Annotated in this window: 14 protein-coding genes; 4 read left to right on the top strand and 10 right to left on the bottom strand. The window is 40.0% G+C overall.

The features are described 5' to 3' along the window. Positions 1 to 279: 279 nt before the first annotated feature. The 3 genes from EDB95_RS07685 (at position 280) to EDB95_RS07675 (ending at position 1,873) form a co-directional block, all read left to right on the top strand. Positions 280 to 630, top strand: coding sequence for an arsenate reductase family protein (locus EDB95_RS07685; RefSeq protein WP_133992284.1), 351 nt, complete (start codon positions 280 to 282; stop codon positions 628 to 630). Between the two features lie 196 nt (positions 631 to 826). Next, a complete protein-coding gene (locus EDB95_RS07680) occupies positions 827 to 1,348 on the top strand; it encodes a hypothetical protein (protein WP_133992282.1) in 522 nt (173 codons plus the stop codon). 12 nt (positions 1,349 to 1,360) lie between these two features. Continuing rightward, the gene (locus tag EDB95_RS07675; protein ID WP_133992280.1) at positions 1,361 to 1,873 is read left to right on the top strand and encodes a helix-turn-helix transcriptional regulator; all 513 of its coding nucleotides are present in this window, start codon (positions 1,361 to 1,363) and stop codon (positions 1,871 to 1,873) included. Positions 1,874 to 2,497: 624 nt separating this feature from the next. Here the strand turns inward: EDB95_RS07675 and EDB95_RS07670 are convergent. The 5 genes from EDB95_RS07670 to EDB95_RS27860 all read right to left on the bottom strand — a co-directional run bounded on the left by EDB95_RS07670 (position 2,498) and on the right by EDB95_RS27860 (position 7,935). Next, the gene (locus tag EDB95_RS07670) at positions 2,498 to 2,932 is read right to left on the bottom strand and encodes a hypothetical protein (protein ID WP_133992279.1); all 435 of its coding nucleotides are present in this window, start codon (positions 2,930 to 2,932) and stop codon (positions 2,498 to 2,500) included. Positions 2,933 to 3,351: 419 nt separating this feature from the next. Then, positions 3,352 to 5,082 carry a hypothetical protein gene (locus EDB95_RS07665; RefSeq protein WP_133992277.1) on the bottom strand — a complete coding sequence of 577 codons (1,731 nt, stop codon included), beginning with the start codon at positions 5,080 to 5,082 and terminating at the stop codon, positions 3,352 to 3,354. Positions 5,083 to 5,548: 466 nt separating this feature from the next. Continuing rightward, a complete protein-coding gene (locus EDB95_RS07660; RefSeq protein ID WP_133992275.1) occupies positions 5,549 to 6,442 on the bottom strand; it encodes a hypothetical protein in 894 nt (297 codons plus the stop codon). Between the two features lie 16 nt (positions 6,443 to 6,458). Then, positions 6,459 to 7,019: a hypothetical protein gene (locus tag EDB95_RS07655; protein WP_133992273.1), complete on the bottom strand. Its 561-nt coding sequence runs from the start codon at positions 7,017 to 7,019 to the stop codon at positions 6,459 to 6,461. A gap of 331 nt (positions 7,020 to 7,350) precedes the next feature. Continuing rightward, on the bottom strand, positions 7,351 to 7,935 hold the full coding sequence (locus tag EDB95_RS27860; RefSeq protein WP_317128973.1) for a J domain-containing protein: 585 nt from the start codon (positions 7,933 to 7,935) through the stop codon (positions 7,351 to 7,353). A gap of 376 nt (positions 7,936 to 8,311) precedes the next feature. Here EDB95_RS27860 and EDB95_RS07645 point away from each other — a divergent pair, with 376 nt between their 5' ends. Continuing rightward, the gene (locus EDB95_RS07645) at positions 8,312 to 9,469 is read left to right on the top strand and encodes a DUF3883 domain-containing protein (RefSeq protein ID WP_133992271.1); all 1,158 of its coding nucleotides are present in this window, start codon (positions 8,312 to 8,314) and stop codon (positions 9,467 to 9,469) included. A gap of 19 nt (positions 9,470 to 9,488) precedes the next feature. Here the strand turns inward: EDB95_RS07645 and EDB95_RS07640 are convergent, their stop codons facing one another. The 5 genes from EDB95_RS07640 to EDB95_RS07620 all read right to left on the bottom strand — a co-directional run bounded on the left by EDB95_RS07640 (position 9,489) and on the right by EDB95_RS07620 (position 13,239). Next, complete coding sequence (locus EDB95_RS07640; protein ID WP_133992269.1) at positions 9,489 to 10,820, bottom strand: tyrosine-type recombinase/integrase; 1,332 nt, start codon at positions 10,818 to 10,820, stop codon at positions 9,489 to 9,491. Positions 10,821 to 10,883: 63 nt separating this feature from the next. Further along, the gene (locus EDB95_RS27995) at positions 10,884 to 11,138 is read right to left on the bottom strand and encodes a helix-turn-helix domain-containing protein (protein WP_133992267.1); all 255 of its coding nucleotides are present in this window, start codon (positions 11,136 to 11,138) and stop codon (positions 10,884 to 10,886) included. Positions 11,139 to 11,190: 52 nt separating this feature from the next. Next, positions 11,191 to 11,619: a hypothetical protein gene (locus EDB95_RS07630; protein ID WP_133992265.1), complete on the bottom strand. Its 429-nt coding sequence runs from the start codon at positions 11,617 to 11,619 to the stop codon at positions 11,191 to 11,193. Then, complete coding sequence (locus EDB95_RS07625) at positions 11,616 to 12,422, bottom strand: DUF3560 domain-containing protein (RefSeq protein ID WP_133992263.1); 807 nt, start codon at positions 12,420 to 12,422, stop codon at positions 11,616 to 11,618. The genes EDB95_RS07630 and EDB95_RS07625 overlap by 4 nt, the downstream gene beginning before the upstream one ends. Positions 12,423 to 12,432: 10 nt before the next feature. Then, the gene (locus EDB95_RS07620; RefSeq protein ID WP_133992261.1) at positions 12,433 to 13,239 is read right to left on the bottom strand and encodes a DNA adenine methylase; all 807 of its coding nucleotides are present in this window, start codon (positions 13,237 to 13,239) and stop codon (positions 12,433 to 12,435) included. Positions 13,240 to 13,263: the final 24 nt, after the last annotated feature.

Below are 13,263 nucleotides of genomic sequence, written 5' to 3'. Positions count from 1 at the left end.
CATCTAAACGCAGGAAAATTACAGTTGATGAAGGAAAAAATCATTTCATTGTCCACCGGCCAACTGAAGAATATTCAAGGGGGCAGTGCGCAAAGCGGAGATCCACATACTCCGACTTGTCATTATCCGCCAACGTACTTTTGCCAGCCTGCGCAGACCCTCTCCAATTGTCCTCCGACAGACGCTTCGGCGTGTGTGTCGTTGTGCGGGGTTTCTTGTACGGATTGTTAGGGGGAAAAAAGGCACTTATGTTTTACCATAGGTGCCTTACTTTGCACCATGACCAAAATCTACCACCTTTCCACCTGCTCCACCTGCCAAAAAATATTGGCAGAAACAGAAGCCGTAGAAAAAGGCTGCCGCTTGCAAGACATCAAAACCGAAAGGATCACCCCAGAACAGTTGGACGAGCTCAGGGGCAAGGCGGGCTCATACGAGGCCCTTTTTAGCCGCCGTGCCTTGAAGTACAAGGAATGGGGGCTGAAGGACAAGGACCTCACCGAGACGGATTACCGTGACCTGATCCTGCAGGAATATACTTTTCTAAAACGGCCGGTTGTCATAGTCGGCGATAGGGTTTTTGTGGGCAGCGACAAAAAAACGGTTGAGCTACTTAAAACGTTGATTTGAGGGCACATCCAAAGGGAGTCAAGTAAATAGACCTATTTTAGTTATGTAAAATATACATATAATCAATACCAAATAATTGATTATCATATAATTATAATTATACGTTTCGTATAACCAACTATATTCAGGCTATACATTTTGTATAATTTTTACGTATCTTTGCCTAAGCCACAACCTAATTTTCAATTAGGCTAAAATGTTAGTAAAGATTCTTAAGGTATCGACAGATGACTTGGTCGGGGCTACCATCCAAAACGGAAGACCTATACAGTTACCATCTATCCAGCAAGGTTGGCGTTTCAATTTCGACAGATTAATAAAAAGCACACCAAATGCGACAGCATTCATTCTTGTGTCTGAAGAAACACCTCAAGTCATCGAAGGATGTCTTATTTTTCAAATGAAACAGAAGCAGATACCTTATATGGCCTATGTCGAAGTCGGGCCGCACAATAGAGGAAATCAAAAAAAATATGATTATGTCGCTGGTTGCTTAATCGCATTTGCTTGTCGGCAAAGCTTCATACATGGAAAAGACCATCACCAGGGATGGTTGACATTTGATGTTATGGAGGAAGATCCCAAAGATCAATTAAAACTAATGGCTGTTTACAGCAATAAGTACGGCGCAGTAAGATTTGAAGGTGAGGAAACTACCATGTATATTATGCCAGCTAATGGTGAAAAACTAATTGAACAGTATCTTTATAGAAAATAATAAGTAATCGCTATGACCACGCAAGTAAACAAGAACGACACAGTATTTAAGGTCGAAATTGGCCTAAATGAAGGTCAACAGTGGAGCGATGAGAAATTTGCTCGCATTAAAACACGCATAAAAGAAAAAACTGCCGAGTTTTCCCCCGAGCAAAAAATAAAAATACAGCTCCTCTCTATACAGTATACCATGGAAGAATATCTAAATGAGGATTTAAGTAGTGTAAAAAAAGTTCATTCATTGGAGACATTCTTAAAGACGTATTTGAAGACCCTAAAAATGCCCTTAAAGACATTTGCCATCGCAATCGATACAACAGATGGCAACCTCAAAAAATACCTTTCAGGGGAGAGAAAATTCAATACCGATCTAGCATTAAAATTTGGCCATTTCTTTCATACTTCACCTGATCTATGGCTTAGAGTTCATCTAAAAAACGAACTCATTGAATTAAACAAAGAGAAAAAACAAATACGGCGTTATAAGAAATATGATTATCAGAAAGTCTTATCACACGCAGTATAAACAAGAAAAGGCCAGACATTAAGTTCTGGCCTTATTTATTTCTATCATTGGGGCTAAAATCAAAAAGCCGGACCAATGGTCCGGCTAAGTGGAGAATACCGGAGTCGAACCGGTGACCTCTTGCATGCCATGCAGCTTTGCAATGGACCAAAATTGCGCAAAATAGCGACTTTTATATTGATTTTCAAACTTTTAAAAATTAAATTAAATCAAACATTAAGCACTTTCGGGCATTTTTTGCTGCCTTTGGAATCAAGTAGGAGTCAAGTGGGAAACTTCTTCTGGTATACTCGGCAACAGACCGGCCATTATCCTTCCCATTTTCCCAAGTTTTCACTATGATCACCTCCTTCACCAAATCTTTCCGTTTGATCAACAATTATATGACCGCATCGGCATCCAATTTTGCTCATCAGCACTATGTTATAAAATTGCGTAGAAAGGACTCGTTAATTTAATAGAGTGCACGGTCTGCCTCCTGGTTCCTATTTATTAGACATTTCCTCGCGTACCACCTGTCTATTGGCCATAAATCTTTGAGGCATAAATATTGGGCCTCGACATGCCAGACAACAGACGTTTCATTGAAGGGAGGGGAGCCAAATTCCGTTTACACTAACCAGTTTAACTTGCTCCATTTTCATTCCCAGACGTGCCCCTCTGGTCCCGTTCCATCTTATATAACTTCAATTCGTCTCGTTCTGGATGTGTGACTATTCTCGTCTTGAATTGAGCCTCCTGCAAATTCAATACATCATTGAACAAATTAGTGACCAACCGATCAGTTGCAGTTGCATCTCCAAAACCGCGAGAAATAAAACCGAGTAGTTCAATCTTCAATTCGGAGTCCGGAAGCCGTATCGCCGAATTATGGGCATCTCTCATGTTAGTTGCAGCCCATTCAGTGCTTTGTTGAATTTTGGCAATATTTCCAGCCATGCCCTTCCACGAGGCCTTGGTAAAATGTTCTAATCTCAATCTACTCTGGTATTGAAACCAGGCTATAACCAGACCTGCGATACCCACAGCCAGGCCCAAAAAACCAACAATAGAATCCATAAATGTATATATTTAGAGTGGTTAATTTACATTGAGGCAAGTTACCATCAATATATGTAAATAACGACTTTCCCGCGTGGAACTTAGTGTGGAACTTAGTGTGTAGGTCAGCGTTATAAAAATCAAAGAATCGTATCACGAGTAAAAACGAAGAACCTAGTGTTGTCGTCTTCCCGACTACTGCTCTCTAGTATTATCGAAGGATCGACAGCCCCCGACCCTTACCTCGCTATTTAGTTACTAATTTCCAATGTCCAGACCATCAACCAATATAACTCCTGAAAAATGAAACAGAGTGATCTAACTAATCAGATTAGGAATTAGAGGACAAAACCAATAAGCTTAAAGAAAAATGTACATAACCAAAGCACTAAGTCACGTAATGAGATACACCACTCCCATGCGAGACTATTTTCGTCTCACCAATTATTACGAGAATATCCCATGAGTAATTTTTCAATTTCTTCAAAGTATTTTCCTTTCAATAAATTCAGCGCTTCGAGCTGATAGAGATATTCTTTGACAAACCAATCAAGCTGATATAAAAAATGATTTCGTATTTGGTTTGAAGTCTCAACATTTCTAAGCACCTTAATTGTTCGCTCCAAGATCAAGTCCACTACCTTTTGCACTATACCACCGTCGAGTTGATCATTAGATACCATTCTTGCAACGGAAAAATAATTATCGACATAGCGCGCGGAAATTGAATTAACTCCCGCCAAAGACCTAATCATGCGATCATATGTGTAAAGGGCCGAAAAACCCAAATCCGGATCATCCCTTAACCATCCATACATGTGCAACACTGAAATCGGCTCTATATCGTCAAAGACCTGGTGTTTAATCGCATATTCGCTGCAGCCCTCCGCACTTCGCATAATTTCCCTTATCGCTTCTCTTTTTTGAAATTTTGTGAGGTTAGAAGCCTTAAATATCCGTTCATATAAATTGTAAAAATTTGACGAAAAGTGGGAATACGAGTTTTGACGCTGAAAGAAAATCGCATTTCTAAATGTCAAAAAGATTATATCAGGCAACTCCCGGGTGAGATAAAACCAGTGATTTCTCTCTTTGGTATTTGGAATAGCCTTCCTTTCTGTAAGCGGCAAATTGTAATAAAAATCTGCAGTGAACGCCTCCTCGTCTGAAAACTTTATTGTCTCAAAATACATCTCAATAAGCTCAGTAGTGCGAACAGCAAATTTTGCCTGTAGATCAAAGAATTTATTCTGCTCCAACATCATGCGAAAATAGTCTATCAGAAATGAGTCAATTCCGTTGTCTCTAATCTCGATATTTCCACTGAGGGCCAAATGTTTATGCGCTACAAGGTTAATATCTAATAGGACCCTCCCAGTAATAGACTCATTTTGTTTAATTACTTCACTCTTCAAGTAATTGCATATAAGAGCCCAATTGTAAAGATTAATTTTTACCATCCCCAACGAAGAGGATTTTGTAATTGGAAGGATAAACCTATTATATAGTTCTATCAATACCGTCTGCGGTAAAACCCAGTCTCTATCAGCAATAGCGCTTAACAAAAATTCTCTTGCTATTATTATAGGATTACGTTCTATATTTTCCGCAAAGGAAATATGATCGCCCTCCGAAGGAGAATATAGATCCTTCATATCCTCATCGTTTATTAAACCAATGATTTTTCGTATACGTCCCATTGAGACGGAGTCGTTTAAAGAAAGTAGTGTTAGCGGGAACAACCCAATTATAAAAATGAAAGTCAAAATAAAGCTCAAATATAAAATCGTCAAATTATGGCTTGATGATCCTGATTCGACGAAAAAGAAGGCCACCGTCAAAAATATTATCATCCCAAAAAAGGAAGAGAAAGTTACCTTTAACCACCGGCTGTCAGCAATGAACTCCAGCGTATGGCGTCGGGTGACTTTGATATAAAAATTATAGACCACCAAAAGGATCGTTAAGATCAGGCCTGAAAACCCGATTACTGTAGCCAACAGCGAAAGGACAACCTTTTTTTTCTCTGTCAAGTCGTTTAAATGAAAATAATCTGGAATAAATTTTACTGGCAAGAAAATACCAACAAGCAAAGTGCCTATGATTGTACCGATTATCGACTTATTAGTGATTTTCCAAAAAAACTGAAGAAAGGTCTTTCCCATCATTTACATTTTTTTTCGCGCAATTGGCTTTTCGCCCAAAAACGAATTCAGCCAATTTAAGATACAGGCTCGCCATTTATCGCCGCTTTATCCAAATTTTCATATCCCTATTACAACAGACTGGCGCTCAAATTGTTTAAACTTTGTCCAAACCATTGACTAAAAAACGGCTTCAACATTGTCGAAACCCCTTACCGTAACTAATGAAGATTATCGGTATCGAACCAGTGACTACTGAGATGTTAAGCTAACTCAATACGACACAAATTGCAAATTTGGCACATTAACTATCGTTTTTCAAGACCTTGTTTATTCATAGTATCTTGGAATAAACAGTTTTACGCTGCTTCGGGGTAAAGCGGCTATTTTAAACTTTATAGGCAAGATATTATTGCAAGTTCAGTAACCCAGATATAGAGCAATAAAGTAGAGAAATAAAAACACTTCACCGAACCATTACTTAATCTTCTTAGATCCGGCCTCCTTGGATCTTCATTTCAGGCACATAATTTAAACTTGGATACTGGCCGTTGCCAAAATCTGGGCATATGGCATGCATTACATACCATGTTCCATCGTTGGCAGATGATTTCTCTCCTGGAGAGCTCAAGATGAATCCAAATTCATACCTACTCCCAAAATCAGTAAACCGATAAGAAGGCAATAGTCCGATAATGCAAGGTATACTCTTCAACCGAATTACTCTCATTGGTCTAACCACAATATTTTTGCCAAGCGGCATTGATGCAAGAATCATCTCACCTGCATCAGATGAAAATATCTTTGATTCTGGATTTAAATCTGAAAAGGGCAGCACCCACCCCTCAATCGTCAATGTATTTAGGCATTGTATTGCCTCTAAAGGAAGCCCATTTTTAAACATTTCTTTATCATAAAAGATGCCCTTTTCATCAATATCTTTGGCTATTTTAAATCCAATTTTCAAGCCCCAGCAACTAATGGAAAAAGTTGGACCACTCCATACAGGCCTATTAAGCGGTTTTGATTGTAGTCCTAACCCTTTAATTTCCCCGGTAATACTATCAATACCCGAAATGATGCCTTTACCCGAAAATTGAACAAAACCAGACGCATGAATACTTAACTGCGGTCTCGCTGAAGAAATTGCGGCTTTGATAAAGCTGTCACTATGTATTTCTTCCACATCTGCATATCTCACAGGAAATTTTACTATCGCACCCTTTTCATAAGGACAATAGGGCACATCAACCTTAAAACTCCCATCATTTAGAAGATGTATTGCGGACACCTTATAAGTAACGCCATCCTCCTTGGCAAAAATTCTAAAAGTTCCCTTTCCACTCATTCTGTACTTTATAAATATCAATGCTTTCGAAATCATCCATGACACAAAATATTTATCTTTTTACATCTATGGACCTGGAAATGATCACCTGCCCATCAAAATAATATAGGTTGCCTATTATAAATTTACGATTACTACAATAAGAAATTGTAAATCCAAATAGATAAAAATAATGTGGATCCGTCATCAAGCCCAAAATCTTATTTACGTCATGGCTCGTTATCTCACCTTTCTTTGCCTCAATAACTAAAAAGTGCTGCGGGTCAATACGATCATTGACCCGGGAATGGATAATAATATCGGGTCGAATTTGCAAAAGTCCGTCAACTGTTCGAACGACTTTAGGATTACCATAAAATCTATTATATTCAATATCCACGCTATACTCAGGCAATTCCGTATTTCTAATATTTTGTTCTAAGTAGTATGCAAGTCGATGATTAATTGATGTCTCATGTAATTCACGGTTCAAAATTCTAGCTCCCATCGAGATCCGCGGCGGGTCAATCAAATCAATGTCGAATATATCAACATCATTGGCAATAAGGCTTTCAATTGAGAGCCTAAGAACATTTATAACTGTTTCAATTTGCAGTTGCGAAGGTTCTGCCATGTCACTAATTTTTATCTATTACATAAATTTCCAAAAGATCAGTCTACGTTTCCAGATTTCTTTTTACAGTCTAATCAAGGAAAGGCAGCCACAATGACATTCTTGTCCTTAATTAGTTTTTGCATGCAAGCTATATCTACTGACATCAATTAAACTACCTATCCGATTTTCATACCATCTTGACAGGTCCGCCCAAGATTCCCCTTGGATCCCTTCCCTTTTTCACACAATATTCAATCGCCGCCATTTTAAATATATCTTAATCATCTTCTGACAATAGCAACAAAAGCAACCCAATGTCACAAAATATCTAAAATACTAACTTTGCCCACTAAACAGCAAACGATACATTCTCCGGCAATTTGTACTTACTTATCCAATCCCACGCATGCTTGGGCAACCAGCCTCCGTGACTATTGATATTCACCTCAAGAATCAAATGGTGCTTACCCGGCATATTTAGAGACACGAATTTGAAAATGTCGGAGGCGGCGACCTTTTTATCAACCACAATTAAATAGCAATTACCTAATGGACGCAACCAATCAATAATACCTGGGTCATTTACTATGGCTGTGTGAAATTTCTTAACGTAGTCGTTTACAAGATCGTTCAAAATTTCCAAGTCGAAAACCAATGAGTACACCGTCCTCGCTTCGTAATGTTGCCTTTGTTTTTGCCAAGTAATAAAAAGCTTGTACTTTCTGTCATATTGCACTCTTGTCCCCGGATTTCTCAAGATGGCATATGCTTCATTAATTAATTTTAATTGTTCCTCTCCATTGATATCGACTGGGCTCCGGTCGGGATGATATTTTTTCGCAAGAGTATGATACGCTCTTCTAATACCCTCTTCTGTCTCTGATGGTAACACACCAAGAATGGCATAATAATCTTTCATAAGCAATCGTTTCATAATTCGCCACAACGTTTTTGCCAATAATAAAATAAGACATATTGACAACAGAAAGCCAAATTAACAATGCCGAATTGTCCGCTTTTTTAAACTCCAAATCGCTTGTCTGGTTGCCTTTCCTGCCCATTTCTGCCCATTTGGGTAATCAAGAGACAAACTGTTCCAGCAAAAATAACCGAACATTAATAAAATCAGCGACATAACAAAATTGCCTCACAATTGCAAAAAAGGTGTTTTCCACGTTTTTTTTCCCGCAATTGGCTCTAATTTCCAATCATTTCCGCATCGAGAAGCAAGCAAAAAAACAATCAATAGAGTGAGCGTAGTAAGCCAGGTTTAGATTGACATATTTACAGCGCAACCCCAACCATAAGTTATGAATCCGTTTTTCACTCAAGCCCTTATATTAGCGTACAAAAATGCGTTCAATCGAATTCACGGCGAAGAAATATACAAATGGAAGGCAATCCAATTCTTCCAGGAAAATTGGGACATAGATGCTGATAATTTCTCTCACATGCTTGAACTATCATTATCCCAAACACAAAACCTGCTCGCATCCGCTAATTATTGGCCAAGACTAATGATCAACAAATTGGCGCAGCTCCGTCCTGAACCAGTTAGGGAACTCTTCAGGAATCTCTTTAATGAGGATGTTGACATGACTAATCGGATTAAAGAATTTCATGCTGGAATACAAGCTATAAATACCCAAACGGTAAACAGCTATCAGGACCACAGGGCAATCATGGTTTACCTTTGCCTCCGTTTTCCCGAAAGATACTTTCTTTACAAATTTGGAATGTTTAAGACGTTTGTCGAAAAATCCGGCTACGGGTATCGGCCCGTAAAAGGACGAAATGAAAACCCCGCCCACTTCCAAAGACTCTGCGAATTTGTTCGAGAGGAGGCAATCCGAGACAACGAATTAATCCAACTACACCAACATCGACTACCTAACGGTTACTATACGGATACTACACTAACAGTACTAACTCAGGATATAGTGTATGCCGCGCAGCGTTTAAATATTCAGGTTGATCCCCACGCGGGGGATCCTACGATTGAATTAATAGACCTGACGCTAAATCCCCTACCATACACACCTACTCTTATTGGTAGACACATAAATCATCTACACAATGAGTGTGAGGCAAAGCGAATAGGCGCTATCGGCGAACAAATGATAATGAAATTCGAACTTCAACGACTTCGTAGTTGGCAAATTGAAAATCTATTACCAATTCAAACATCCTTGATTGAGGGTTACGGTGCCGGATATGATATTGAATCCTACAATGAAAACCGTTCCAGGGTTTTTATTGAGGTAAAGTCCACCACCGGCCCTTTCACTACACCCTTCTTCATTACACAACCCGAATTAATAAAGAGCGAAGATCGCCCCGATGCTTATCGTCTTTATCGTCTTTTCGATATAAACGAGTCAAACCTAACTGGAAAGCTGGCTATCTACGAGGGATCATTAGCAAGGTTCTGTATAAATCCAAGGATATACACGGTTATTCTGTCATAGTGAAGTATTATCCTCTACGCTATATCTTTTTCCCCTTTCGTTTCTTTTTCTTTGAATCCGGCTCAAGGGCCCAGGTAATTGCATCGGCAACAGGCTTATCATCGAGTTCATCCAAATAAACTTCAGTTTGCTCCTCCGTTTCATGTCCAAGGGCCTCCTTAATAATGAACATATCAACAGAATTGTTCCGCAAATGAGTCGCAAAACCATGCCTCAACGAATAGCTTGTAAATTTTCGCTTCCAACCCACGGCCTGCGCCATTTCCTTCAAATCCTCATTGAAATCCTGCAATGCCGACTCAATTCGTTGGTCAATTTTTCTTGGAGTATCGTGTATCGACATTAGGAATGGAAAAATATAGCCAGCGTCGCTCTGTAGGGGATAATCTTTAAAAAAGTCTACGACCTCAAGTGCTTTGGGATGGAGTTGGTAATCATATTCCCTATGGTTCTTCGATCTAATATAGTGAATCGTCCCATTGGCGACATCAGTATCCATCAATTTACACATATCGCCAAAATTGATTCCCCTCCCATAGTATATAAACTTCAAAAGCTGCTGCGACCTAAACATTCGACTATTGGAGTCAAATTTTAGGTTCATTATCTCCATAAGAAACTCCTGGTTAATGGATCGTTTCTTTGTCCTTATCCGTTTATAGGCACGAAATTTTATAAATTTCGATGGATGATGCTCTGCCCTGGCACAGTACTTTTCCTCTATTGCCAAATTCCAAATACGGTAGTAAGTTCTCAGGTATAAGCTAATTGTTGATTCCGTAGTCCCGTCTGAGATTTGCTTTTCATATTTTTGATGATCAAGCGGTGTAAAGTTCAAAAATGACCTATCCTTTTCCCGCTCTCTTTCCTCGGCCGGTATAAATTGCCCATCATTCAGGAGTTTGCTTACAGTTGATCTTGTGGCGTCAAATATATCGGCATAACCAGGATTGCCAGCCTCTTCCAAGTCGGCAATAACCTTGTCAAAAAATTCCAGTATTTTCAGTTGATTCTGTTGTAAAGGCTGCTCTTGGTCTTGATGCAATACTTTCCGTTTGACTTCAACACAAGGAATATAGCGCCTAGCCTTTTCAGCCAATTTGATTTCGAAGCCTATATCTTCGAGATATTTATTGATTTTTTTTGAAAGCTCTTTGTAATGTGGATGCGAAGGTTTGGGCAAACCGAGTTCTTCGTCCCAGTTCTCAACACTCGAACTATATCCCAAAGGAATAAATTGCCGCTCCTTAAACTGAGACAACCGTATACGGACTTCATGCTCTCCCTCTTTGAATGTCTTCCCAGACTTCTTAATCGTCGTGTATATATAGATTATCGGTGCCACCTCCATAACCTAAACATTTAGGATATTCCACAACAAATGTTTCAGGATAAAAAGGCTATGGACAAGCCATCACTTCGACTTTCCTATTGCCTCATTTACTTCTTCAATGCTATAGTAACAGACATTCCCAATTTTTCGGAAGGGAATGACACCTTTGTTTCGCAATGTGCGCAGTGTAACCTCCGAGATACCAAGCACCTCCAGGACTTCATTCGTTCTTAGCCACTTTTTCGCCCTACTAGCCTTAATAATAGCCTCCAGGTCTTTGAGAAGTGTAACCCTGAACTCCTCCAAATCAGCCGTTGTCACCAATTCTATCTCCATACCGCCCTCCTAGTCCCAAAAAACCATTACTCAGTGAGCTATAAACCAACTTCTATATTTTCTTAACGTTTCTTCTTTTCCGCTTCTCCTCCAATTTCAGATCAAGTAAATCCGCACAATGGCAAAGGCAATGCCTCTTTATAGTATCATTGGTCAATGAGGCATAAATAGCCGGCTGAATGGCCCTTTCTTCGACCAATTTGATCACGTTTAGGATTATCTTGCGTTCGCCGTCTGTAAGCGCGGAATAATTATTGATCAACCCTTGCAGTATATTTTTCCTGGGCTGCATGGCATAAATCGTATCGGTCAAATAATGCCCGTTTTTCCCATCATCAAATAATACTGTGACTGACGGGAACTGTACATCGTATTCTATCACCCTACCGATTTGCCCACGCCGCTCAAACGGATCTGTAGTTAAATCAGGATCCACGATCACCGTTTGTCCGACCAATAAATTCTTGGGCCTTAGTTTCATAAAGTGTTCTTCTTTCCTTTTATCTTTCTTGTTGACACAGATGGTTCACACCAGGCAGGATTGATTGCTTTCATTTTCCCCTTAAAAAATTCCAGCTTTTCGTTTTCCTCAGCTATGCGATTATTATAAAATTGTCTTGCCTGTTCACTAATTTCTTGCTCCGGGCTGTTGGGGTATAATTTTCCATTAAGTCTTCTGTCAAGAATTCGGAGATGTTTCTGGCATTCTTTAATGCGGTTGGTCAGGTATTCAGGGTTGGAATATTTTTTTCCCTCGGCTGTCTCTTTTGCCGTCGCGGCCTTCTCACGGTAATGCTTTCCCTTATCCAATTCCTCAAAGGCTTTTCCGAATGTGTTATGTATCCGGTTACGATAGTTTCGATCACGTTGTTCGCTGTGATGCCCCACTAAAATTGGCTGACCAAATGGTATCACCGATGCCATCTTCTGTGCAGTGTTATATAGTTGATCGGATTTCTGCTCTGCCTTATCCGCCCGATGTTCGGCCCGTTCAGCCCGATATTCAGCCCTTTCCTGCGTACGTGCCACCTGCTCGTCGAATGTGATACGCTCTCCAACTTCTCCCTTATTTACAAATCCAAGCGCCTTAATTTGCTCCCTTAGATAATAACAGCCCTCAGCCTTGCCCTTGGAAATCCAACAACCTTGCACCCTGCTCCACAGACAGAAGCGACTGAATATCTTTTTTTGATCATCTGCCAGGCCGTCGTAAAAAGCCTTGGTAGTGTAGACGTTTAACTTGCCTGTCTCTTGGTTGTGTACATAATAGTTATCTCCTTCCATAGAACTAATTTTAAATTTCCAAAGGATAATTTGCTGTAAGCAGTTCGGTTTTACGTTTAGGGTTACCACCCTTTAGGTTTACCGTGACAAATAGTTCACGGCTAATCGATGACCATTTGAACTTTTTAATGTACCGTTCCAGTAGATTTGAAGGATATGAGGATAGCAGGAACTTGCCTTTAATGGCCGATAAAAGCCGCAGCAGGGCCTCGAAATCAGCCTCCGTGTATCCTTTATAATGCCCGCAGTCCGAGCCCACATATGGCGGATCACAATAAAAGAACGCACCTTCGTGGTCTCTGCTTCGGATGATATATAGGGCATCCGCATGTTCTATTTGTACCCGTTCTAACCTTTCGGCATAGGCCTTTATAAAGCCACTCCTTTTGCTAGCAACTTTCTTGGAAGTAGTATTGTTAGTCTTATCGAATCCGTAAGGACTGTTCAGTTTAGAGGAAAAACTCATCGCACAAATTGTCCAAACGGCCCAAGCCCGGCGAACATCATCGAATAAATCCGGATTATGGTAAACGACTTCTGCCTGCCGGAATGCATTCCGGCTATGCAGGGTTTGCTGCACGAGCTTTTGAAGGGGGCGAAATTTATCCCGGCATACTTTGTAAAAATTCATCAACTCGCCATTCACGTCGTTGAGTACTTCTGATTTTGAAGGTGGCTTGTGAAAAAAAGCGGCACCGCCTCCGGTAAATGGTTCGCCATACAATATGTGATCCGGTATCAGGGATATGATCAGCGACGCCAATGTCTGCTTACCCCCGTAAAAAGTCAAGGGCGTTTTCATCTTCTGCTCGTCCATAGTACAAATCCTTTCTTATTCTAA

This window comes from Dinghuibacter silviterrae (assembly GCF_004366355.1).
Taxonomy (GTDB): domain Bacteria; phylum Bacteroidota; class Bacteroidia; order Chitinophagales; family Chitinophagaceae; genus Dinghuibacter; species Dinghuibacter silviterrae.
This window is presented reverse-complemented; position numbering and strand designations above follow the sequence as displayed.

Coding starts and splice junctions, on each gene's coding strand:
- EDB95_RS07630 (WP_133992265.1), bottom strand. CDS start 11,619: ATGAAACTAAGGCCCAAGAATTTATTGGTCGGACAAACGGTGATCGTG.
- EDB95_RS07625 (WP_133992263.1), bottom strand. CDS start 12,422: ATGGAAGGAGATAACTATTATGTACACAACCAAGAGACAGGCAAGTTA.
- EDB95_RS07680 (WP_133992282.1), top strand. CDS start 827: ATGTTAGTAAAGATTCTTAAGGTATCGACAGATGACTTGGTCGGGGCT.
- EDB95_RS07665 (WP_133992277.1), bottom strand. CDS start 5,082: ATGATGGGAAAGACCTTTCTTCAGTTTTTTTGGAAAATCACTAATAAG.
- EDB95_RS07655 (WP_133992273.1), bottom strand. CDS start 7,019: ATGGCAGAACCTTCGCAACTGCAAATTGAAACAGTTATAAATGTTCTT.
- EDB95_RS07640 (WP_133992269.1), bottom strand. CDS start 10,820: ATGGAGGTGGCACCGATAATCTATATATACACGACGATTAAGAAGTCT.
- EDB95_RS07645 (WP_133992271.1), top strand. CDS start 8,312: ATGAATCCGTTTTTCACTCAAGCCCTTATATTAGCGTACAAAAATGCG.
- EDB95_RS07685 (WP_133992284.1), top strand. CDS start 280: ATGACCAAAATCTACCACCTTTCCACCTGCTCCACCTGCCAAAAAATA.
- EDB95_RS07620 (WP_133992261.1), bottom strand. CDS start 13,239: ATGGACGAGCAGAAGATGAAAACGCCCTTGACTTTTTACGGGGGTAAG.
- EDB95_RS07675 (WP_133992280.1), top strand. CDS start 1,361: ATGACCACGCAAGTAAACAAGAACGACACAGTATTTAAGGTCGAAATT.
- EDB95_RS27860 (WP_317128973.1), bottom strand. CDS start 7,935: ATGAAACGATTGCTTATGAAAGATTATTATGCCATTCTTGGTGTGTTA.
- EDB95_RS27995 (WP_133992267.1), bottom strand. CDS start 11,138: ATGGAGATAGAATTGGTGACAACGGCTGATTTGGAGGAGTTCAGGGTT.
- EDB95_RS07670 (WP_133992279.1), bottom strand. CDS start 2,932: ATGGATTCTATTGTTGGTTTTTTGGGCCTGGCTGTGGGTATCGCAGGT.
- EDB95_RS07660 (WP_133992275.1), bottom strand. CDS start 6,442: ATGATTTCGAAAGCATTGATATTTATAAAGTACAGAATGAGTGGAAAG.